Source organism: Streptomyces shenzhenensis (genome assembly GCF_003688995.1).
GTDB lineage: Bacteria > Actinomycetota > Actinomycetes > Streptomycetales > Streptomycetaceae > Streptomyces > Streptomyces shenzhenensis_A.
On sequence record NZ_PENI01000008.1, the window covers coordinates 121,482 to 145,313 of the forward strand.

Genomic DNA, 23,832 nt, shown 5'->3' on the forward strand with positions numbered 1-23,832 from the left:
GTCCACGGCGGACCCGAGTGCGCTCAGATCCGGCCCGTCTGCCGCTGCCGCCGCAGGAGCAGCCCCAGGTAGATTCCGCCGACCACCGCCGTCACCACGCCCACCGGCAACTGGGCCGTCTCATGGATGCGTTGGGAGGCGAAGTCGGCGGTCACCACCAGGAGGGCGCCGGCGCAGGTGGCCGCCGCGAGGTTCGGGCCGGGCGCGTGGGTGAGGCGGCGTGCCAGTTGGGGCGCGATGAGCGCCACGAACGGGACCGGGCCCGCCGCGGCCGTCGCCACCGCGCACGCGGCCGTGGCCAGCACGAGGATCGCCAGACGGGTGCGCTGCACGGGCACCCCGAGCCCGCCCGCCACATCGTCGCCCATCTCCAGGATCCTCAGCCGGCCCGCGACCAGCGCCACCAGGGGCAGCATCAGGGCCAGCCCGACGGCGGCCGGGCGGACATCGCCCCAGTCCCGGCCGTTGAGGCTGCCGTTGAGCCACACCATCGCCTGCGCGGCCTGCGTGAAGCGGGCCTTGGCGAGCAGATAGGCGTTGACGCCCTGGAGCAGCGCGCTGACACCGATGCCGACCAGGACCAGACGGAAGCCGTGGACGCCGTGGCGCCAGGCCAGGACGTAGACGAGGAAGGCGGTGGCCAGGCCGCCGCCCACCGCGCCGAAGGCGATCTGTCCGCCGGTGCCGCCCGCGACCAGCACCACCAGCAGGCCGCCGGTGGCGGAGCCGTAGGTGAAGCCGACGATGTCGGGGCTGCCCAGTGGATTGCGGGACAGGCTCTGGAACAGCGCCCCGCTCAGGCCCAGGGCGGCGCCGACCAGGATGCCGGTGAGCAGGCGGGGCAGCCGCAGTTCGTTGACGACGAAGTCCGTGCGGGGGCTGCCGTTGCCGAGCAGGGTGCGCACCACATCGGCGGGGGAGATGGCGAACTCGCCGGTGCCGAGGGCGAGTACCCCCACCCCGACGGTGGCCGCGAGGATCAGCAGACACACCGTCAGGGTACGGACGTCCACCCGCAGCGACAGCCGCTGTGAGCGGCTGCGCACCACATGGAAGCGGGGGGAGGCGGTCGCGGGCCCGGTCATGCCGACACCGTCCTGCGGTGGCGGACCAGCGCGATGAACACGGGCGCGCCGACGACGGCCGTCACCACGCCCGCGTCGAGTTCGTCGGGACGGACGACGACCCGGCCCAGGACGTCCGCGAAGAGCAGCAGCGCCGGGGCGAGCAGCATGGACAGCGGGAGCGTCCAGCGCTGGTCGGCTCCGACGATCATCCGGGCCATGTGCGGGACGGCGAGGCCCACGAAGACCAGCGGGCCCACGGCCGCGGTCGCCGCACCGCACAGCAGTGTCACCGCGAGCAGCCCCAGGAAGCGGGTGCGGTCCAGGTGGGCGCCGAGTGCGCGGGCGGCGTCGTCGCCCAGGGCGAGGGCGTTGAGCGGGCGGACCAGCGCGAGGGCCAGCAGCAGGCCGGTCCCGATGAACGGCGTGATGGCGGTGAGCGTCGCGCTGTCGGCGCGGGCCAGCGAGCCCACGCTCCAGAACCGCAGCTGGTCCAGGACCTGGGCGTCGAGCAGCATGAGGGTCTGGCTGGCGCCGGTGAAGACAGCGGCGATCACCGCGCCGCCCAGCGCCAGCCGCTCCGGGGTGGCACCGCCGCGTCCGCCGGAGGCCAGCGAGTAGGCGAGCAGACCGGCGATGACCGCGCCGGCCATCGCGAACCACACCGAGACCCACAGGTTGGTCAGCCCCAGTACGGTGAGGGACAGGACCACGCCCGTGGCGGCGCCCGCGTTGATGCCGAGCAGCCCGGGGTCGGCCAGCGGATTGCGGGTGAGCGCCTGGATCAGGGCGCCCGCGACGCCCAGGGCGGCGCCGGCGGCGATGCCGGCGAGGGTACGGGGCACGCGGACGTCCCAGATCACCGAACCCGCCGTCGAGCCGTCGTCGTGCAGCAGGGCGTGCACGACCGTGGACAGGGCGAGCGAGCGGGACCCGATCGCCAGGCTCAGCGCGACGGCCGCGAGCAGCAGGAGCAGGGCGCCGAGCACGGCAAGGGAGCGCGTCGACGTCCGGCGTCCGGGGCTCCGGCCCGTCCTGTCCTGGTCGACTGCCGCCGTGGCGATGTCAGTGGACACCGCCGTCCTCCGTGCGCAGCTGTCCGGCGATCTTGCGGCCGAGTTCCTTCTTGTCCGTCTTGCCGACCGAGGTGCGGGGGAACGCGTCCATCACCTCGACCCGGTCGGGCAGTTTGTACGCGGCGACCCCGCGGTCGGTCAGGAAGGCGGCCAACTCCCGCTGAGCGGGGGCCGGCCGGCCGGCGCGCGGGACGAGGAAGGCACAGGTGCGCTCGCCCATGGTCGCATCGGGCATGCCGACCACGGCGGCGTCGTGGACGCCGGGGTGGGCCATGATGTGGTTCTCCAGTTCCTCGGCGGAGATCTTGTCGCCGCCCCGGTTGATCTGGTCCTTGGCCCGCCCCTCGACGACCAGGTGTCCGGAGGGCAGGACACGCACCAGGTCGCCGGTGCGGTAGAAGCCGTCGGCGCTGAAGGTGCGGGCATTGTGCTCGGGCGCCCGGTAGTAGCCGCGCAGCGTGTAGGGGCCGCGGGTGAGCAGCTCGCCGGTCTCGCCCGGCGCGACGTCCCGGCCGTCCTCGTCGACCACGCGGATCTCGTCGTCGGGGGAGAGGGGCCGGCCCTGGGTCTGGATCACCAGGTCGGAAGGGTCGTCCAGGCGTGTGTAGTTGAGCAGGCCCTCCGCCATGCCGAAGACCTGCTGGAGGGTGCAGCCGAGCGCGGGCCGGACCCGGGCGGCCGGTTCTGCGCCCAGCTTGGAGCCGCCGACCTGGAGCAGACGCAGCGAGGACAGGTCGGCCTCCTCCCACTCCACCGCGTCCAGCCACAGCAGGGCGACGGGCGGGACCACGGCGGTCGCGGTGACCTTCTCGCGCTCGATCAGCCCGAAGGCGTCCTCCGGGCTGGGCGTGGGGGCAAGGACCACCGTGCCCCCCACCATCAAGGTGCCCAGCAGGCCGGGGCAGGCGAGCGCGAAGTTGTGCGCGGTGGGCAGCACGACCAGGTAGACCGTGTCGCTGTCGAAGCCGCAGACCTCGGCGCTGGCACGGACGTTGTAGGTGTAGTCGTCGTGGGTGCGCGGGATGAGTTTCGGCTTGCCGGTGGTGCCGCCGGACAGCAGGAGCAGCGCCACGTCACCGGGGTCCGGCTCGGCGAGCGGCACCGGTGCGGCGTCGATATCGGCGAGTGCGGTGAACTCGGCGGCCTCGCCGGCCACCAGGACGTGCTCGATGGACGGCACCGCCTTGCGCGCGGCTCGGGCGAGCGCGCGGTGGTCAAAGCCGTCGAGGACGTCCGGGATCACATAGGCCGTGGCGCCGGCCGTCTCGGCCACGTGCACGATCTCGCTCTCCCGGTGTGCCGGCAGCGTCAGGACCGGCACCGCGCCCGCCCGGAGCAGCGCGAAGAACAGCACCACGAAGGCGTCGGTGTTGGGGAGTTGGACGACCACCCGGTCGCCCGCGCCGATGCCGAGCCGCCGCAGACCGGCGGCCTGGCGGTCCGCGCGGCGGTCGAGTTCGGCGTAGGTCCAGCGGTCACCGGCGGCGTCGACGAGCGCGATCCGGTCCGGATCCGCCGCCGCCCGCTCGCGCAGCAGCCGGTCGAGGGGCCGGCCTTCCCAGTACCCGGCGGCGCGATACCGCCGTGCGAACGACTCCGGCCAGGGCACCCACCCGTCGAGCATGCTCAACTCCCACCTGCTGTTTAGGAGAGGCTTACCTAATTTGCGATCACGGTCAAGTCCGGGGAGTGCTCGTGGTGCCGTTTCCGCAGGTGATCCGGTATGGCGACGCGGCGGACCAGGGAGGCGGGCGGCGGCCGAACCCCGGATGTGATCCAGAGTGGCCCTGGACGGACCTTCGTCCCGGCGGCTAGGTTCTATCGCGATTAGGTTAGGGTAACCTAAGTCCAGGGAGGTAGCTCGTTGCTGCGTTATCTGAGCGCGGAGACGGAACTGCCGGCAGACGGGGATCCCCTCCTGTTGGTCGCGAAACTGGCGGAGTCGGGACTGTTCGACCAGTACGTCGTCTACGAACGTGAAGGCGACTACTGCTTCGCCGGAGGCGCGCTCGGCGAGGTCGTCCTCGGCCGCTCCGGGATCCGGCGCAGATGGCTCTCCGAAGAGATCGTGGAACCCCTCGGCCCGCACCCGCTGCGTCAGGTCGGGGAGAAACTGGCGGAGATGGGCGCCGAGGGCTGGAACGCCCACGGCTGGATGGCGTTCGAGTTCTCCCATCTGTACACCGACCGGCCCGACCGGGCGGGCGACGCGGACCTGCTCCATCTCGCCGTCCCGCACACCGAGGTGCGGTTCCGTCAGGAGCACGCCGAGGTGCGCGGAGCGGACCGGGAGACGCTGAACGCGGTGCTGGAACTGCTCGCCGAACCCGTCAGCCGTACCCCCGTCGCCCCGCGGCCGATCGAGGTCGCGGACGTCTCCGGCCGCTACCCGGAGATCGTGGCCCGGGCCATCGAGGAGATCAGGAGCGGCACCGACCTGCAGAAGGTCATCCTCTCCCGGTCGGTCCCGGTGCCGTTCCCCGTCGACTTCGTCGCCACCTACGTCCACGGCCGCACGCACAACACCCCGGCCCGGTCCTTCCTGTTGCGCCTCGGCGGGCGGCACGTCGCCGGGTTCAGCCCGGAGACCGTCGCCGAGGTGAGCGCGGACGGAGAGGTCGTCACCCAGCCGCTCGCCGGAACCCGCGCCCGCGGCTTCGGCGGCGCGGAGGACGAGCGGCTGCGCGCCGAACTCCTCGCCGATCCCAAGGAGATCTCCGAGCACGTGCTGTCCGTGAAACTGGCCGAGGAGGAGATGGGCACCGTGTGCCGGCCGGGCACCGTCTCGGTGCGCGACCTGCTCAGCGTGCGCCGGCGCGGCAGCGTCCAGCACCTGGGTTCCAGCGTGCACGGGCTGCTGGCCGACGGCGCCACCGCCTGGGACGTGCTGCGCGCCGTCTTCCCGGCGGTCACCGCGTCGGGCATCCCCAAACTCCCCGCCTACGAGCGCATCACCCGGCTGGAGGGCGGTCACCGCGGCATCTACAGCGGCGCGGTCCTCCAGGCGTCCAGTGACGGATCGCTGGACGCGGCTCTGGTGCTGCGCAGTGTCTTCGAGGAGGACGGCCGCACCTGGCTGCGGGCGGGTGCGGGCATCCTCGCCGGCTCCACCCCGGCCCGGGAGCTGGAGGAGACCTGCGAGAAACTGCGCAGCGTCGCCCCGTACGTCGTCCCGGCCCAGCCGGCCGCGCGGGGCTAGGGGGCCGCGTGCGTCTGGGAGAAGTGGTCGTCGATGTCGCGCCGCTGCGGTCGAGCAGGGACTTCCGGCTGGTGTTCGCCACCCAGGCGATCTCCATGGTGGGCACCCACCTCACCTCGGTGGCGGCCAGCCTGCAGATCTACGAGCTGACCGGATCCTCGGTCCAGGTCGGTCTGATGAGCCTGGTCCTCGGCATGTCCCTGCTGGTCGGCCTGGTCATGGGCGGGGTGCTCGCCGACCGGGTGGACCGGCGCCGGGTCGTGCTCGTCACTCGGGCCGTGACCGCGGTGGTGGTCACCGGGCTCGCGGTGAACGCGGCCCTGCCGAACCCGCGGGAGTGGTTCGTGTTCGTGGCGGCCGTCCTGGCGGGCGGCACCAGCGGGCTCGGCGGCCCCGCGCTGATGGCCGCCACCCCCGCGCTGGTGGCCCCCGGCCAGCTGGCTGCCGCGGGTGCGCTGACCACCCTCACCGCCCAGCTGGGCGGCATGGTGGGCCCGTCGCTCGCCGGAGTGATCGCGGCGGGCCCCGGGCTCGCCTGGTGCTTCGCGATCGACGCGGCCATCTATGTCGTCGGCCTCGCCCTGCTCGCGCCGCTGCCGAAGCTGGCGCCGGACGGCTCGGCGGAGGCGCAGCACCCGCTCAAGGCCATGGCGGAGGGGCTGGCGTTCCTGCGCGGGAACCAGGTGGTGGCCGGGCTGCTGCTGATCGACGTGTGTGCGGTGGTCTTCGCGATGCCGTACGCGCTCTTCCCGGAGCTGGGCACCGAGCACTTCGGCGGCGGCCCGTCCACCGTCGGCCTGCTCTACACCGCGCCCGCCGTCGGCTCGTTCTGCGGAGCGCTGGCGAGCGGCTGGACCGGCCGGGTGCACCACACCGGGCGGGCGCTGATCGGCGCGGTCGCGGTGTGGGGTGTGGCGATCACCTGCTTCGGACTGAGCCCCAACCTGTGGACCGCGCTGGCCTTCCTGGCGCTCGCGGGTCTCGGTGACACGGCGTCGGAGATCCTGCGCCGGGCGCTGCTCCAGCACTACACGCCGGACCGGCTCCAGGGCCGGGTCGGCAGCCTGTGGCTCGCCCAGGCCACCGCCGGTCCCTCCGTGGGCAACCTGGAGGCCGGTCTGGTCGCCCGTGCGCTCGGCTCCTCGGCCGGTGCCGCGGCCGTCGGCGGTCTGGTCTGCCTGGCCGGGGTCGCCACGGTCGCGCTGGCCATGCCCGCACTGCGCCGCGCCACCCTGCACGGCCCGCCGGCCGGGCAGGACGCCGAGCTGCCCGCCGGGCCCTCGCGGGCGGCGGACTGAGCGACCCGACCCGGAAGGGAGACACCGGTGCCGAGCGCGCTGGTCAATGGAATCCGGCTGCACTACGACGTGGCGGGCTGGGGCGACCCCGTGGTCCTCGTGATGGGCCAGGGCGCCACCGGCCGGGCCTGGCACCTGTATCAGGTACCGGCGCTGGTGGCGGCCGGACATCGGGTGGTCACCTTCGACAACCGGGGCATCCCGCCCACCGACGAGTGCCCCGGCGGGTTCACGATCGGCGATCTGGTCGCCGACACCGCCGGGCTCGTCGAACACCTCGGCATCGCGCCGTGCCGGTTCGTCGGTGTCTCCATGGGCGCGTACGTCGTCCAGGAGTTGATGCTGGCCCGGCCCGAACTGGCCGTCCAGGGCGTCCTGATGGCCACCCGGGGCCGCACCGACCCGCTGCGCGCGGCCGTGTCCGCCGCCGAACGCGCCCTGCTGGACAGCGGGGTCGTGCTGCCGCCCGGCTACGCGGCCTGGGTACGGGCGCTGGAGAACCTGTCACCGGCCACCCTGAACGACGAAGAGGCCGTCCAGAACTGGCTGGAGCTCTTCGAGTTCTCCCCGCTGTCCGCCGGACCCGGTGTGCGGGCCCAGCTCGAACTGGTGGTGCCGGAGGGGAGACTGGCGGCCTACGCGGGGATCAGGACGCCCTGTCTGGTGATCGGCTTCGCCGACGACGTGACCCTGCCGCCGCAGCTGTCCCGCGAGGTGGCCGAGGCGATCCCGGCCGCCGCCTACCGGGAGATCGAGGACTGCGGCCACTACGGCTACCTGGAACGTCCTGACGAAGTGAACCGCGCGCTTCTGGAGTTCTTCCACACTCGATCAGAATAAATTAGGTTAGGCTCACCTAAGTATCTACTCAGGGGGTACTGGTGCAGCGCACCCTGCTCAACGGCAAGATCCACCGAGCCACCGTGACCCAGGCCGACTTGCACTACGTGGGATCTCTGACGATCGATCAGGACCTCATGGAGGCCGCCGACATCGTCGAGGGCGAGCTGGTCCAGGTCGTCGACATCGACAACGGCGCCCGGCTGAACACCTACGCCATCACCGGCGCACGCGGCAGCGGCGTCATCGGCATCAACGGCGCCGCCGCCCACCTCGTCCACCCCGGACACCTGGTGATCATCATGTCCTTCGCGGCGCTCGACGAGTCCGAACGGGCCGCCCACCGGCCCCGGGTCGTGCACGTCGACAAGACCAACCGGGTCGTCGCCCTCGGCGCGGATCCGGCGGAGCCGGTGCCCGGGGCGCCGGACCAGATCCCGGGAACCGTCAGCGAGCCGCGCCGGGACAGCGCCCGCAGCGAGGCGCGCCACGACGAGACCGCCACCCGGCCGAACCAGGAGAGGAACTGACCCATGGCCAACCCGTTCGACGACGAGAACGGCGTCTTCCACGTCCTGGTCAACGACGAGGGCCAGTACTCGCTGTGGCCGGACTTCGCGCCCGTCCCGGCCGGCTGGACCGGCGTCCACGGCCCCGACACCCGGGCCGCCTGCCTGGACCACATCGACCGGCACTGGACGGACATGCGCCCCCGCAGCCTCGCCGAGGCCATGCGCAGGACCGGGGCCTGATGCCGGCCCGCACGGGCGTGGCGGACGTGCTGCCCCTGTCACCGATGCAGGAGGGCATGGTCTTCCACGCGCTCTACGACGCTCAGGCCCCGGACCTCTACACCGGGCAGCTCACCGCCCGCCTCGACGGCCCCCTCGAACCCGACCGGATGCGGGCCGCCGCCGAGGCGCTGGTGGCCCGGCACGCCAACCTGCGGGCCGCGTTCCGCACCCAGCGCTCCGGCCGCCCGGTCCAGGTCATCCGCACCGAGGTCCGCACGCCCTGGCAGGTCGCCGACCTCACCGGGGTGCCGGAACAGGAGCGCGAGGCGGCCTTCGAGCGGCTGCTCGCCGCGGACCGGGAACGGCGGTTCGAGCTGGCCCGCCCGCCCCTGCTGCGGTTCCAGCTTGCGAGGCTCGGCGCCCGCGACCACCGGCTGGTGCTCTCCTCCCACCATCTGCTGTGGGACGGCTGGTCGGCGCCCCTCCTCGTGCGGGAGCTGTTCCAGCTGTACACCGCGGGCGGCGACCCGTCGGCGCTGCCCCGCGTCCGGCCCTACCGCGACTACCTCGCCTGGCTCGCCCGCCAGGACCGAGAGGCGGCCACCCACGCATGGTCCGCCGCTCTCAAGGGATGTGACGAACCGTCACTGATCGCGCCCGGTGCCCCCGAGCACCCGGCGGCCCCGCCCGAACGGCTCGTCGTGGAACTCCCCGAGGACGAGACCGCCGCGCTGACCCGCGCCGCCCGTACCCACCGACTGACCGTGAGCAGCGTCCTCCAGGGACTGTGGGCGATCCTGCTCGCCCGGCACACCGGCCGCACGGACGTCGTCCTCGGCGCCACCGTCTCCGGCCGCGACGCCGATGTGCCCGGCATCGAGTCGATGATCGGCCTGTTCATCAACACCCTGCCGGTCAGGGTGCGGTTGCGGCCCGAGGAACCGCTGGCCGACCTGCTCGTCCGGGTCCAGACCGAGCAGTCAGCCCTGCTGGACCACCGGCACCTGGGCCTCGCCGACGTACAGCGCGCCGCCGGACACGGCGTGCTCTTCGACACCCTGCTCGTCTTCGAGAGCTACCCGATCGACGACGACGGCATCGCCCGCGCCCTCGACGGGCTGCGCATGACGGACGTCACGGTCCGGGACGCCACCCACTACCCGCTGGCCCTCACCGCCCTGCCGGGCCCCCGTCTCACCCTCACCTTCAGCCACCAGCCGGCCGCCCTCGACCGGCCGGCGGTCACCCGCATGGCCGAGCAACTGCGCCTCCTCATCGAGGACTTCGTCCACCGCCCCGAGCGCCCCGTGGCCCGGCTCACCGGGTCCTCGTCCGCCCGCCCGCCCGCCGACGGGCCGGCCTGCCACCCCGCGGTCCGCGCCCTCATCGAGGCACAGGCCGCCCGCACCCCCGACGCCCCGGCCGTCCGCCACGGCGACGACACCCTCACCTACGCCGAACTCAACGCCCGTGCTGAGCGGTTGGCCGCGGCCGTCACCGCACGCGGCGCAGCACCCGAGTCCGTCGTGGCCGTCGCGCTGCCGAGGGGCCCGCACCTGGTGATCGCGCTGCTCGCGGTGCTCAAGGCGGGCGCCGCCTGCATGCCCGTCGACCCCGCCCACCCCGTCGAGCGGATCGCCCTGATGCTCGGCGAAGCGGAGCCCCGCCTGGTCATCTGCGAGCCCGACACGGCACACCGGCTGGGCATCGGCCCGGACTCCGTCTGCCCGCCGGACGCGACCGCCGACCTGCGCGGACCGCGGTCGCCCCTGTCGCCCGACAACCCGGCCTATCTGATCTTCACCTCCGGCTCCACCGGCCGCCCCAAGGGCGTCCTCGGCACACAGCGCGCCCTCGCCAACCGGCTGCTGTGGGGGCGGGAACTCCAGGGCGGCGGCGACGCGCCCGGCGTCCGCCTCGCCAAGAGCCCGGTCAGTTTCATCGACGGGCTCGTCGAAGTCCTCGGCGCCCTGGTCAACGGCGACACCCTGGCCCTCGCCGACGACGCGGCGAACGGCGACCCGGTCGCTCTCGCCGCCGTCGCCGACGCGCACCGGGCCACCGTCGTCACCGCGGTCCCCAGCCTCTACACCGCCCTCCTCGAAGCGGCCCCGCCGGACTCCTTCGGCACGGTCCGCACCTGGATCTCCAGCGGCGAACAGCTCCCCGCCGAACTCGCCGGGGCGCTCACCCGCCGCTGGCCCGCAGCCCGGCTCGTCAACCTGTACGGCTGCTCCGAGGCCGCCGGCGACAGCCTCGTGCACGAGTACGACGGCGCCGCGGGCGCCGTCCCCCTCGGGCGGCCCATCGCCGGCACCCGCGTCCACGTACTCGACCCGTTCCTGCGGCCCGCCCCCGTCGGCGCGTGCGGCGAGCTGTATCTCGCCGGGGACGGACTCGCCCGCGGCTACCTCGGCCGGCCAGGACGCACCGCCGAACGCTTCGTCGCCGACCCGTTCGGCCCGCCCGGCAGCCGCCTGTACCGCACCGGCGACCTGGCCAGGACACGGGCCGACGGCACCGTGGAGTTCCTGGGCCGGGCCGACGACCAGGTCAAGATCAGGGGCGTCCGGGTGGAACCCGGCGAGACCGAGGCGGCGGCCCGCGCCCTGCCGGGCGTGGCACGGGCGGCGGTCGTGGCCCGGGAGGACGGTCCAGGACCGCGCCGGCTCGTCGCCTACGTCGTACCGGAACCGCCCGCCGCGCCCGACGCCCTCGCCCTGCGCCGTGCGCTCGCCGAGCGGCTGCCCGGCCACCTCGTACCCTCCGCCGTCGTCCTCCTGGACGCGCTGCCGCTCACCCCGAGCGGCAAGCTCGACCGAAACGCCCTGCCCGCCCCCGACCTCGCCCGGGCGAGCCGCCACGCACCGCCGCGCACCGCACCGGAGAAGGTGCTGTGCGGGCTGTTCGCCGACGTGCTCGGCCTGGAACAGGTGGGCGTCGACGACGACTTCTTCGAACTCGGCGGGGACAGCATCGTCTCCGTCCGGCTGGCCGACCGGGCCCGCAGAGCGGGACTCGCCCTCACCCCCCGGGACGTGTTCACCCGGCGCACCCCCGCCGGCCTCGCGGCGGCCGCACCGGAGGAACCCGGCCCCGCCGCCGGGGAACACACCGCGACCGCCGCACCGCTCGTGTCCCTGAGCGCGGCGCAGCTCGACAACGTCAAGGCGAGGTGGAGGAGCCGATGAGCGAGGAGCCCGCGGACGACGGTTCCCTGGTCGAGGACGTGCTGCCGCTGTCCCCGCTCCAGCAGGGCCTGCTGTTCCACGCCCTGTTCGACGAGGGCGCCCAGGACGTCTACACCATGCAGACCCTGGTGGAGATCGAGGGACGCCTGCGCCCCGAGGAACTGCGCACCGCCGCCGAGGAACTGTTCGCCCGGCACGCCAACCTGCGCGGCGCCTTCCTCCACGAGGACCTCGACGAACCGGTCCAGGCGGTCCTGAAACAGGTGCCCGTCGACTGGAAGGAGGCCGAGGCCGGCGATGACGCCGAGGCGGCCGCACTGGCCGACGCCGACGCCGCGGCCCGCTTCGACCTCACCGACCCACCGCTGCTGCGCTTCACCCTTGTCGCCCGGGGCGGCGACCGGCACCTGCTGATCCTCACCAACCACCACCTCGTGCTCGACGGCTGGTCCGTCCCGCTGCTCGTGCGCGAACTGCTCCAGCTCTACGCCGCCCGACTCGAGCCGGGCGCCGGCGCGCCGCTGCCCGCGGTCCGCCCCTACCGTGACTTCCTCGCCTGGCTCGCCTCACGCGACCGGGACACCTCGGCGCGGGCCTGGCGCGAGGCGCTGGCCGGGGCCGCACCGACCCTGCTCGCGCCCGTGGCAGCCGGAGTGGTACCGGTGCCGCCCGAACTGCACACACTGCGCCTGTCCGAGGACCTCACGGACGCCGTGCGGGAGCTGGGCCGGAGCAGAGGTGTCACCGTCAACACCGTGGTGCAGGGCCTGTGGGCGCTGCTGCTGGCCCGGCTCACCGGCCGGGACGACGTGGTCTTCGGCGCCACCGTCGCCGGACGGCCCGCCGAACTCGCCGGGGCCGACGCCATGATCGGCCTCTTCATCAACACCGTGCCGGTGCGGGTCTTCGTGCCGCCCGGCGAACCGGCCGGCGCCTATCTGCGCCGGCTCCAGGACGAGCAGGCCCGGCTGATGGACCATCAGCACCTCGGCCTCACCGAGATCCAGCGGCTGGCCGGCACGGGCGACCTCTTCGACACCCTGCTCGTCTTCGAGAACTACCCGATCGACGAGGCGTCCCTCGCGGTGGCCGAGCAGCGGGCCGGGCTGCGGATCGCCGACGTCAGGGGATCCGGGGCCACCCACTACCCGCTGACCCTGGCCGTGCTCGCCGAACGGCGGCTCGGCGTGGTCTTCGAGTTCCGGCCCGACTGCTACGACCGCACCCGGGTGGAGGAGTTCGCCGAGCGCTTCGAGCGGCTGCTGCGGGCCGTCGTCGCGGACCCCGGCCTGCCGCTGGCCGCCCTCGACGTCCTCGCGCCCGGAGAGCGGGCAGGTCTGCTGGCGCTGGGCACCGGCGAGCGGCCGCCGGTCGCCCACGGCACGCTGCCCGAGGTGCTTCAGGCGCAGGCCGCCGCCACCCCGGACGCGGTCGCCGTCGTCGGTGCCGGGCAGCGGCTCACCTTCGCCGAGCTGAACGCCCGGGCCAACCGGCTCGCCCGGCTGCTCGTCGGCCTCGGGGCCGGTCCCGAACGGATCGTCGCCCTCTGCCTGCCGCCGACCCCGGACACCGTCACCGCCCTGATCGCCGTGCAGAAGGCGGGCGCGGCCTATCTGCCGCTCGACCCCGCCTGGCCCGGCGAGCGGATCGCCGGGATGCTCGCGGACGCCGGCCCGGTCGCCCTGCTCGCCGTCGCGGACACCGCCCCGGACGAGGACACCCTGGCCGGTGTCCCGCTGCTCCGCCTCGACGACCCCGCCGTCCGGCAGCGCCTCGCCGACGCCGGCACCACCGACCTCGCCGACGCCGACCGGCTCGCCCCCGTCCACCCCGAGCACCCGGCCTACGTCATCTACACCTCCGGCTCCACCGGACGCCCCAAGGCCGTCCTCGTCCCGCAGCGGGCCATCGTCAACCTCTACGCCGCCCACCACGCGGCCCTGCACACCCCGGCCACCTCCGCCGTCGGCGGACGGCCGCTGCGCATCGGGCACGCCTGGCCCACCGCCTTCGACGCCTCCTGGCAGCCGATGCTCTGGATGTTCGCCGGGCACGAACTGCACCTGGTGCCCGAGGAGGTGCGCCGCGACCCGGACGCCCTGCGCGCCTTCCTCGCCGAGCACGGCATCGAGTTCATCGAGCTGTCGCCCTCCCTGCTCGCCGAACTCGTCGCCCAAGGCGGCGACTGGCGTGCCGAGTTGAAGGTGCTGGGCGTCGGCGGCGAGGCCGTACCGCCCGATCTGTGGCGCATCCTGCGCGCCACCGAAGGACTCGCCGCGCACAACCTGTACGGGCCCACCGAGTGCACCGTCGACTCCGCCGACTGCGACCTCGCGCTCAGCCAGCGCCCCGCGATCGGCCGCCCGGTCGCCGGCGGCACCCTCTACATCCTCGACGGCCACCTCAACCCCGTACCGATCGGCGTCGACGGCGAGCTGTACATCGCGGGCGCGGGCCTGGCCCGCGGCTACCTCGGCAGGCCCGGCACCACCGCCGGCCGGTTCGTCGCCGACCCGTTCGCCGCACACCCCGGCGCGCGCATGTACCGCACCGGCGACATCGCCCGCTGGACCGAGGACGGGCTCGTGGAGTGCCTGGGCCGGATCGACGATCAGGTGAAGATCCGCGGCTACCGCATCGAGCCGGGCGAGATCGAGGCCGCCCTGCTGGACCATGCCCTGGTCGAGCGGGCCGCCGTCGTCGTCCGCGAGGACACGCCCGGGGTACGGCGGCTGGTTGCCTACGTGGTGGCGGCGCCCTCGGCACCGGACGACGAGGAGACGGCCGGACTGCTGCGCCGCGACATGGCCGCCGTACTGCCCGACTACATGGTGCCCTCCGCGTTCGTCACGGTCGACGGCTTCCCGCTCACCCTCAACGGCAAGCTGGACACCGGCGCGCTCCCGGCCCCCTCCCGCACCGCCGGATCCGCGGCACAGCCGCCGCGCAACCCCGAAGAGGAACGGCTCGCCGCCCTTTTCGTACAGGTGCTCGGACTGGACTCCGTCGGCGTGCACGACAGCTTCTTCGCCCTCGGCGGCGACAGCATCGTCTCCATGCGGCTGGTCAGCCAGGCCCGCGCGGCCGGAGTGGCGATCTCCCCGAGGGACGTCTTCGAGCACCCGACGGTCGCCGGACTCGCCGCGCGCGCCGGCACCGTCGCGGCACCGCGGACCGCCGACCCCGACGCCGGGACCGGCGAGATCCCGCTGACCCCGATGCTCGCCTGGCTCACCGAGCGGGGCGGGCCCTTCCGGGGACTCAGCCAGGCGCGGTTCCTCAGGACGCCCGCCGGCCTCGACCTCGACGGACTGCACCGCACCGTGCAGGCCGTCCTGGACCGGCACGACCTGCTGCGGTCCGCGTTCGCGCGGGACGGCGATGGCACCTGGCGCCTCAGGGCCGCGCCCGTCGGCACGGCACGTGCCGCGGACTGCGTACGGCGGATCGACACCGAATGGCTCGACCACGCGGCCATCGGCGCGCTGGTGCCGGAGGCCTTCGACGAGCTGGTGGGCGAACTGGACCCGGAGACCGGGGCCGTGGCGCGATTCCTGTGGTACGACGCCGGACCCGGGAGCGAGGGACGGCTGCTGGTGGTGCTGCACCACCTGGTCACCGACGCCGCCTCCTGGGGCGCGCTGGTGGCCGACCTCGCGGCGGCCTGGGCGGCCACACCCCTGTCACCGGCCGGCACCTCCTTCAAGGAGTGGGCCGAAGGACTCCGGGACGAGGCCCGCTCGGCGCGCCGCGCCACCGAACTCCCCTTCTGGCAGGGCGTACTGGACCGGCCCGAGCCCACGCTGGGCACCGACCGGCTCGACCCCGCCGTCGACACCCGCGCCACCGTCCAGCGGCACTACACGAGACTCGACACCGGACTCACCGGACCGGTGCAGGAGACCCTGCTGACCGCGCTGGCGCTCGCCGTCCCGGCATGGCGCCGCGCCCTCGGCCGACCCGGACCCGACGGCGACACATCCGTGCTGATCGCCCTCGAAGGACACGGCCGCGAGGAACAGCTGCTGCCCGGCGCCGACCTGTCCGCCACCCTCGGCTGGTTCACCAGCCTCTTCCCGGTCCGCCTCGACCCCGGCAGCGGACCCGGTGACGACCCGGTGCGCCGGATCGGCGACCAGTTGGCCGCGCTGCCCGACAAGGGGATCGGCCACGGACTGCTCCGGTACCTCAACCCGGACACGGCGGCCGTACTCGCCGAACTGCCCGAACCCCAGATCGAGTTCAACTACCTCGGCCGCATGACCATGGGCGAGCGCGGCGACAGCGCGGTGTTCACCAGCGCTCCCGAGACGGGGGCGATGGGCAGCGGGGCCGACCCGGAGATGCCGGCACCGTACCCCCTGGTCGTCGACGCGGTGATCACCGGTCGGGAGCTGAGCGTCTGCTGGCATTGGCCGCAGCGGCTCTTCACCGAGGCGGAGATCCGGCACCTGGCCGCCCTCTGGTCGGACTCCCTCGAACTGCTGCTGAAAGGCGGAGCACTGTGACGGAGACCCATGCCGCCCCGGGCGACCTCGCGTCCCGCAGGCGCGAGCTGCTGCGCCGCAGACTGGCGAGCGCCGGACTGGCCGACGCGGCGGACCGCTCCGAGCGGATCCCGCCCCGGCCCGCCGGCGCCGGACGGCTGCCGCTGTCCTACGCCCAGGCACGGATGTGGCTGCTCCAGCAACTCGACCCGGACAGCCCCGCCTACAACGTCTGCCTGGCCATTCGGCTGCGCGGACCGCTGGACCCGACCGGCCTGCGCACCGCCCTGCAAGGGCTGCTCGACCGGCACGAGGCGCTGCGCACCCGCTTCCCCGTCGCGCCCGACGGCACCCCCGAGCAGGTCGTCGACGCCGTCGCCGACCTGGAGTTCGGCACGGCCGACCTGGGCGCACTGCCCGAGGCCGAACAGGACCGCAGGGCCGACGCGCTGGCCCGGACGGCGTCCGCGACGCCGTTCGACCTCGCGGGCGATCACCCCCTGCGCGCCCTGCTGATCCGCAGGACGGACCAGGACCACACCCTCGTCCTCACGGTCCATCACATCGCCTGGGACGGCGGCACGTTCAACGCCCTCTCCCGCGATCTGAGCGCCCTCTACCGGGCCGCGACGTCGGGCGAGAGCGCCGTGCTCGAACCACTGCCCCTCCAGTACCCCGACTTCGCCCACTGGCAGCGCACCACCTGGACCGAGGAACGGCTCGCCGGCCACCTCGACCACTGGCGCGCGGCGCTCGTCCCGCCGCCCCGGCCGCCGGCCCTGCCCACCGACGCGCCGCGCACCGCGCAGCCCACCGCGCGCGGCGACCGGCGCTTCCACACCTTCGCACCCGAGGTCACCGAGCGGTTCACCGCCTTCGCCCGTACCACCGGCGCGACCCCTTTCATGGTGCTCCTCGCCGGCCTCACCGCCCTGCTCCACCGCACCACCGGCGCCACCGACATCCCGGTCGGCTCGGCCGTCATGAGCCGGGACCTGCCCGGCCTTGACACACTGATCGGCAACTTCGGCAACACGCTCGTCCTGCGCGCCGACCTCGACGGCGACCCCGGATTCGGTGAACTCGTCGAGCGGGTACGCCAGGTGTGCACCGACGGATACGCCCACCAGGACATGCCGTTCGACCTGCTGGTGGAGCGGCTGAGGCCGGACCGGCACCCCGGCCGCTCCGTCTACTTCGACGTCATGCTGCTCTTCCTCACCCACGGACTCGAAGGGCCGCGGCTGCCCGGGGTGACGGCGCGGTGGGAGACCGTCCACAACGACACCACCCAGTTCGATCTCTCCCTGGAGGCCTTCCTCACCGACGGACGGCTGCGCATCGAGGCCACCTACCGCAGCGAGCTGTTCACCCCGGACACCGTCGACGGCCTGCTCCAGCGGCTGGAGACACTGCTCGCCACCGCCCTCGCCGACCCGGAACTCGCGGTCTCCCGGCTGCCGTTGGCGACCGGGGCCGAGGAACGCCGGGTCCTCGCGGACTGGAACGAGACCGCACACCCGGTCCCGCACACCACCCTCACCGGACTCCTCGACCGCCAGGCGCGCCGCAGCCCCGACGCACCGGCCCTGGTCTTCGGGCCCGTCCGGCTCGACCACGGCGAACTCCACGCCCGCGCCAACCGTCTCGCCCGCCATCTGATCGCCCACGGGGCCGGACCCGAACGCCTGGTGGGCGTCGCCCTGGACCGCGGCCCCGACCTGGTGGTGGCACTCCTCGCGGTGCTCAAGACGGGCGCCGCCTATCTGCCGCTGGACACCGGATATCCCGCCGAGCGGCTGGCGTTCATGATCGAGGACGCCGCCCCCGCGCTCGTCGTCACGGCCTCCGGCGCCCTGCCCGCCCATGACGCGCCGACCCTCCTGCTCGACGACCCCCGGACCCACGACCGGATCGCCGTCCTGGAAGCGGCCGAACTCACCGACGGGGAACGGCTCCACCCCCTGCTCCCGGAGCATCCCGCGTACGTCATCTACACCTCGGGCTCCACCGGCCGCCCCAAGGGCACCGTCGTCGCGCACCAGGCGATCGTCAACCGCCTGCTGTGGATGCAGGACGCCTACGGACTCGGCCCGGACGACCGGGTGCTGCAGAAGACACCGGCCGGCTTCGACGTCTCCGTCTGGGAGTTCTTCTGGCCGCTGATCACCGGTGCCGCCCTGGTGCTCGCCCGCCCCGGCGGACACCGCGACCCCGGCTACCTCGCCGGGCTGATCCGCGAACAGCGCGTCACCACCGCACACTTCGTGCCCTCCATGCTGCGCGTGTTCCTCGACGACCCGGCCGCCGCGACGGCCCGGGGCGTGCTGCGCCGGGTGGTGTGCAGCGGCGAGGCCCTGCCCACCGAGCTCGCCGACCGCTGCCTCGCCCTGCTGCCGGGCACCGCCCTGCACAACCTGTACGGACCGACCGAGGCCGCGGTGGACGTCACCGCCTGGCCCTGCGGCGAGGGCACCAGGTCGGCGGGCGGCTCCGTCCCCATCGGACGACCGGTGTGGAACACCCGCACCCTGGTCCTCGACGCGTGGTTGTGCCCCGTCCCACCGGGCGTACCCGGCGAGCTCCACCTGGCCGGCACCCAACTGGCCCGCGGCTACCTGGCCCGCCCCGGCCTGACCGCAGCCCGCTTCGTCGCCGACCCCTACGGGCCGCCCGGCAGCCGCCTCTACCGCACCGGTGACCTCGTCCGCTGGACCCCGCACGGCACCCTGGAGTTCCTGGGCCGCACCGACGACCAGGTCAAGATCCGCGGCTTCCGCGTCGAGCCCGCCGAGGCCGAGGCCGCCGCCGCTGCCCTGCCCGGTGTCTCCCAGGCGGCGGTGACGGTACGTCAGGAGCAGTCCGGTGAGCCCGGATTGGCGGCGTACGTCGTCCCCGTGCCGGGCGCCGCCCTCGACCCCCTCCAGGTGCGCCAGGACCTCCGGGCGACGCTGCCCGACCAGCTCCTCCCGGCCGCCGTGGTCGTCCTGGACGCCCTGCCGCTCACCCCGAACGGCAAGCTCGACCGCGCCGCCCTGCCCGCCCCCGACCTCTCCGGCCTCACCACCGCGACCGCGCCTCGCACCGAGGCCGAGGCACGCCTGTGCGCGCTCATCGCCGACCTGCTCGGCCTGCCGTCCGTCGGCATCCACGACGAGTTCTTCGCGCTCGGCGGCCACTCCGTCCTGGCCACCCGGCTCGTCGGCCGCGTCCGCGCCGAACTCGGCGCGGAGATCCCGCTGCGGGCCGTGTTCGACACCCCGACCGCGGCGGCGCTCGCCCCGCTCCTGAACACCCCGGGCGACCGTCGGCCCGCCCTCACCCGGGCCGACCGCCCCGACCCGCTGCCCCTGTCGTCCGCGCAGGCCAGGCTCTGGTTCCTGTACCGGCTCGAGGGCCCGACACCGACGTACAACATTCCCACCGCCGTCCGCCTCACCGGCCCGCTCGACCCCGCGGCGCTGCGCGCGGCCCTCGACGACGTGGTGGGCCGGCACGAGGCACTGCGCACCGTCTTCCCCGACGACGACGGCACCCCCCGCCAGCACGTCCTGCCCGCGCGGGAGGCAGCCGTCCCGTTCACGATGCCGGCCGCCCGACCGGAAGACCTCGACGCCCTGCTCGCCGAGGCCGCCGCCCGCCCCTTCGCGCTGGACGTCGAGATCCCCGTCCGCGCCACCCTGTTCGCCCTCGCGCCGCAGGAGCACGTCCTGCTGCTCCTCGTGCACCACATCGCCACCGACGGCTGGTCCGCCGAACCCCTGCTGGCCGACCTGGAGACGGCCTACTCGGCCCGGCTGGACCGCGGCGCGCCCGACTGGGCGCCGCTCCCGGTCCAGTACGCCGACTACACGGTCTGGCAGCAGCGGGCGCTGGTCGACCGCGATGACCAACTGGCCTACTGGACCAGCGCGTTGGACGGTCTACCGGAGGAACTCCAGCTGCCCGCCGACCGGCCCCGGCCGGCCGTCGCCGGATACCGGGCCGGAGCGGTCGACTTCACGCTCGACGCGGACGTCCACGCGGCCCTCGCGGGCTTGGCGGCGGAGGCCGGCGGGACCGTTTTCATGGCGCTCCAGTCCGCGCTCGCCGTACTGCTCGGGCGGCTCGGCGCCGGGGACGACATTCCCCTCGGGACGCCCGTCGCCGGTCGCGGGGACCGCCGACTCGACGACCTGGTGGGGCTGTTCGTCAACACGCTGGTGCTGCGCACCGACATCTCCGGCACCCCCACCTTCCGTGAGCTGCTCGCCCGGGTGCGCGAGGCCGACCTGGGCGCCTATGCCCACCAGGATCTGCCCTTCGAGGAGTTGGTCGACGCCCTCGCCCCGAGCCGCTCGATGGGCCGCCACCCACTGTTCCAGGTGATGATCGCCCACCAGCAGGCCCCGCCCGAGAACCGGGAGTTCGCCGGTCTCGGCCTGCGCGAGATGCGCGTCGACTTCTACACCGCCAAGACCGACCTCGCCTTCCACCTCTTCGAGCGGGCGGAGTCCGGCGGGATCGGCGGCGCGCTCGTCCACAGCGGCGACCTCTACGACCCGGACACCGCACGGGACCTGGCCGAACGGTACGTCCGGCTGGTCACCGGCCTGGCCCGGCACCCGGACCGCCCGGTGGCCGAGGCCGACGTCCTCACCCCGGGCGAACGCTCGCTGCTGCTGGGGGAGTGGAACGACACAGCGCACCCCATGCCGGTCACCACTCTCACCGCACTGTTCGAGGAACAGGCCGCGATGACACCCCGGCTCACCGCCGTCGAGTACGGCGCCGCGGACGGCCGTTCGCTGACCTACGCCGAGCTGAACGCCCGCGCCAACGCCCTGGCCCGCACCCTGACATCGCTCGGCGTCGGCCCCGAACGCTGCGTCGGCATCCACCTCGAACGCTCCGTGGAGATGGTCGTCGCCCTGCTCGCCGTCCTCAAGGCGGGCGGCGCCTTCGTCCCGCTGGAGCCGTCCTGGCCCGCCCGCCGGATCGCCGAGGTGTGCCGCAGCGCCGCCCTCACCGCCGTACTCGGCCGATCCGGCGACGCGCACCTGCTGGGCGAGGACGCCCCGCCGGTCGTCGCCGTGGACCTCGCGGGCCCGGTGCCGCATGCCGGGAACCCGGACGTGCCCGTGGACCCTGAAGGCCTCGCCTACGTCATCTACACCTCCGGCTCCACCGGTACGCCCAAGGGCGCCATGATCCGGCACCGGGCCATCGCGCACCGGCTGCTGTGGCAACGGAGCCTGCTCGGCTTCAGTACGGACGACGCCGCCCTGTTCAAGGCGCCGCTCGGCTTCGACATCTCCATCAACGAGATCTTCCTGCCGCTCGTGCACGGCGGCCGGGTGGTGATCGCCGAGCCCGGCGGCGAACGCGACGTCGACTACCTCCTCGACACCGTCGAACGCCACCGGGTGACCTTCACCTACCTGGTCTCCTCCATGCTCGACCTGCTGCTCGAACAGGACGGGTTCGCCCGCCGGGCCGCCTCCCTGCGCCACGTGTGGTGCGGCGGCGAGGTCCTCACGCCCGAGCTGTTCGCCCGCTTCCGCGCCGCGAGCCCGGCGGTCATGTATCACGGCTACGGCCCCGCCGAGGCCACCATCGGCGTCAGCCACGTCGTCTACCGCACGGGCGCCGTCCGCAGCGCGGTGTCCATCGGCGCGCCCAACTCCAACACCCGCCTGTACGTGCTCGACGAACGCCTCAGGCCGACTCCCATCGGCGTACCCGGCGAGCTGTACGCGGGCGGCGTCTACCTCGGCCGCGGCTATGTGAACGACCCCCGCCGCACCGCCGACCACTGGATCGCCGACCCCTTCGGCCCGCCCGGCGAGCGCCTCTACCGCACGGGCGACCTGGTCCGCTGGCAGCGCGACGGCACCCTGGAATTCCTCGGCCGCGCCGACCACCAGGTCAAGATCCGTGGCATGCGGGTCGAGCTGGAGGAGATCGAGGCCGTCCTGGAACAGCACCCGGGCGTGCGCCGGGCCGTGGTGGTGATCCGGGAGGACGCACCGGGCGTCAAGCAGCTCGCCGGATACCTCCTGGCCGCCGGCGACCCCGTGCTCCCGGCCGAGATCCGCGGCTGGCTCCAGGAGCGGCTGCCCGAGCACATGGTCCCGCGCACGCTGACCCCGCTCGACGCGTTCCCGCTGCTGCCGTCCGGCAAGGTCGACCGCACGAGCCTGCCCGCCCCCGAGACCACGGCCGCCGGCCCGACCCGGGCGCCCGCGAACGACCGCGAACGGCTGCTGACCGACCTGTTCGCGGCCGTCCTCGGCCTGAGCGCTGTTGCCGTCGACGACAACTTCTTCGAACTCGGCGGCGACAGCATCGTCTCCATCCGTCTGGTCACCCTGGCGCGCAAGGCGGGCCTCGCGGTCAGCCCCCGCCAGATCTTCCAGACACCCACCCCCGCGGGACTCGCCGCCGCGGCCGTCCCGGACCGCCCCGCGCCCGGACGCGCCGACGCACCGACCGACGCACCGACCGGAGAGCTGGACCTCACCCCGGTCATGCGCTGGGCGGCGGACCCCGACGGCTCCTACGGCGGTCTCGCCCAGGCGGTCCTGCTGGTCACCCCGCCCGGTCTCACCCAGCGGCAGCTGACCGCCGTACTCCAGGCCGTCGTCGACCGCCACGACATGCTGCGCGCCCGGCTCACCGACGGGGGACGCCTGGAGGTGCCCGCCGAGGGCAGCGTGCCGGCCGAAGGGCTGCTCACCCGCGTGAGCGGAGGAGACCTGGACGAACGGCTCGGTGCGGCCGTCGCCCGGCTCGACCCAGGAGCCGGACGCATGCTCCAGGCCGTCTGGTCGGAGCCCTCCGAGGGCGGCCCCGGGCGGCTGCTCCTCGTCGCCCACCACCTCGTCGTCGACGGTGTGTCGTGGCGGATCATCGGCGCCGAACTGGCCGAGGCATGGCAGGCGGTACGGGACGGACGAACCCCCCGGCCGCAGCGCTCCGGCACCTCCTTCCGCACCTGGAGCAGGCTGCTCGCCGAGGCGGCCGGCCAGCCCGGTCGCGTGCGCGAACTGCCCTGGTGGACCCAGGCGTTGGAGCGGGCACGCCCGCTCCTGGAACGCCCGCTCGGCGCCGCGCGGGCCGTACGCGAACACACCCTGGTGCTGCCCGAGGACATCACCGCCGCCCTGCTCACCACCGTGCCCGCCGCCTACCGGGCCGCCGCGCCCGATGTGCTGCTCACCGCGCTCGCGTTCGCGACCGCCGCCTGGCGAGAGCAGCGGGGCGGGTCCGGCCGGTCGCTGCTCGTGGGCGTCGAGGGGCACGGACGCGTCGAGGAGCTCGCCGACGGGGTGGACCTGTCCGCCACGGTCGGCTGGTTCACGACGTTCCACCCGGTCGGCATCGACCCCGGCCCGCTCGACCTGGACGAGGCGCTGTCCGGCGGGCCCGCCGCCGGACTGGGCCTCAAACGGGTCAAGGAGCAACTGCGCGCCGTACCGGACCACGGCCTCGGCTACGGCCTGCTGCGCCACCTCAACCCCGACACCGCGCCCGCGCTGGAGAAACTGCCCCAACCCCAGATCGCCTTCAACTACCTGGGCCGGTTCGCCGCGTCCGCCTCCACCGAGGAGCCGTGGGCACTGGCCCCCGAGGCCCCGGTGCTGCGCGTCCCGCGGGACCCCGACCGGCCCGCCCGCTTCGGCCTGGAGATCAACGCGGTCGCCGTCGAGGAGGCCGGCGCCGTCCGGCTGCACATCGGCGCCGCCTGGCCCGAGGCCTTCCTCGCGCCTGCCGAGGCCGACGCACTGCTCGCCCTGTGGGAACGCGCCCTGCGCGGACTCGCCCGGCACGCCGAGAGCGCGCCGTCCGGCGGGCTCACCCCCTCCGACCTCCCCCTGGTCGAACTGACTCAGGAGGACATCGACGACTTCGAGAACGACGACCTCTGAGGGACACCCGAGATGACACCCGTGACGGCCCCC

General features: G+C 74.1%; 11 protein-coding genes. 8 read left to right on the forward strand and 3 right to left on the reverse strand.

Features of this window, described 5'->3' with window-relative positions; genetic code table 11:
- Nucleotides 1-23 precede the first annotated feature (23 nt).
- The 3 genes from CTZ28_RS15515 to CTZ28_RS15525 are packed head-to-tail and all read right to left on the reverse strand — an operon-like array spanning nucleotide 24 to nucleotide 3,764.
- Nucleotides 24-1,085 (reverse strand): FecCD family ABC transporter permease, encoded by a 1,062-nt coding sequence (locus CTZ28_RS15515; RefSeq protein ID WP_121889979.1) that lies wholly within the window; start codon nucleotides 1,083-1,085, stop codon nucleotides 24-26.
- The gene (locus tag CTZ28_RS15520) at nucleotides 1,082-2,140 is read right to left on the reverse strand and encodes a FecCD family ABC transporter permease (RefSeq protein WP_121889980.1); all 1,059 of its coding nucleotides are present in this window, start codon (nucleotides 2,138-2,140) and stop codon (nucleotides 1,082-1,084) included. Before CTZ28_RS15520 ends, CTZ28_RS15515 begins: the two co-directional genes overlap by 4 nt.
- The gene (locus CTZ28_RS15525; protein ID WP_121889981.1) at nucleotides 2,130-3,764 is read right to left on the reverse strand and encodes a (2,3-dihydroxybenzoyl)adenylate synthase; all 1,635 of its coding nucleotides are present in this window, start codon (nucleotides 3,762-3,764) and stop codon (nucleotides 2,130-2,132) included. Before CTZ28_RS15525 ends, CTZ28_RS15520 begins: the two co-directional genes overlap by 11 nt.
- Before the next feature lie 240 nt (nucleotides 3,765-4,004).
- Here CTZ28_RS15525 and CTZ28_RS15530 point away from each other — a divergent pair, with 240 nt between their 5' ends.
- Genes CTZ28_RS15530 through CTZ28_RS15565 form a run of 8 tightly spaced genes read left to right on the forward strand, consistent with a single transcriptional unit; the run spans nucleotide 4,005 to nucleotide 23,799 of the window.
- Nucleotides 4,005-5,339 carry a salicylate synthase gene (locus CTZ28_RS15530; protein WP_121889982.1) on the forward strand — a complete coding sequence of 445 codons (1,335 nt, stop codon included), beginning with the start codon at nucleotides 4,005-4,007 and terminating at the stop codon, nucleotides 5,337-5,339.
- A gap of 8 nt (nucleotides 5,340-5,347) precedes the next feature.
- Nucleotides 5,348-6,637, forward strand: coding sequence for an enterobactin transporter EntS (gene entS, locus CTZ28_RS15535; protein ID WP_121889983.1), 1,290 nt, complete (start codon nucleotides 5,348-5,350; stop codon nucleotides 6,635-6,637).
- A gap of 27 nt (nucleotides 6,638-6,664) precedes the next feature.
- On the forward strand, nucleotides 6,665-7,477 hold the full coding sequence (locus CTZ28_RS15540) for an alpha/beta fold hydrolase (protein ID WP_121889984.1): 813 nt from the start codon (nucleotides 6,665-6,667) through the stop codon (nucleotides 7,475-7,477).
- A 41-nt stretch (nucleotides 7,478-7,518) separates the two neighbouring features.
- Nucleotides 7,519-8,007, forward strand: a complete 489-nt coding sequence (panD, locus tag CTZ28_RS15545; RefSeq protein WP_121889985.1) for an aspartate 1-decarboxylase — start codon at nucleotides 7,519-7,521, stop codon at nucleotides 8,005-8,007.
- A 3-nt stretch (nucleotides 8,008-8,010) separates the two neighbouring features.
- Nucleotides 8,011-8,229 carry an MbtH family protein gene (locus CTZ28_RS15550; RefSeq protein WP_121889986.1) on the forward strand — a complete coding sequence of 73 codons (219 nt, stop codon included), beginning with the start codon at nucleotides 8,011-8,013 and terminating at the stop codon, nucleotides 8,227-8,229.
- Nucleotides 8,229-11,402 (forward strand): non-ribosomal peptide synthetase, encoded by a 3,174-nt coding sequence (locus CTZ28_RS15555; RefSeq protein ID WP_121889987.1) that lies wholly within the window; start codon nucleotides 8,229-8,231, stop codon nucleotides 11,400-11,402. The genes CTZ28_RS15550 and CTZ28_RS15555 overlap by 1 nt, the downstream gene beginning before the upstream one ends.
- Nucleotides 11,399-15,910 (forward strand): non-ribosomal peptide synthetase, encoded by a 4,512-nt coding sequence (locus CTZ28_RS15560; RefSeq protein WP_121889988.1) that lies wholly within the window; start codon nucleotides 11,399-11,401, stop codon nucleotides 15,908-15,910. The genes CTZ28_RS15555 and CTZ28_RS15560 overlap by 4 nt, the downstream gene beginning before the upstream one ends.
- Complete coding sequence (locus tag CTZ28_RS15565) at nucleotides 15,907-23,799, forward strand: non-ribosomal peptide synthetase (protein ID WP_121889989.1); 7,893 nt, start codon at nucleotides 15,907-15,909, stop codon at nucleotides 23,797-23,799. Before CTZ28_RS15560 ends, CTZ28_RS15565 begins: the two co-directional genes overlap by 4 nt.
- Nucleotides 23,800-23,832: the final 33 nt, after the last annotated feature.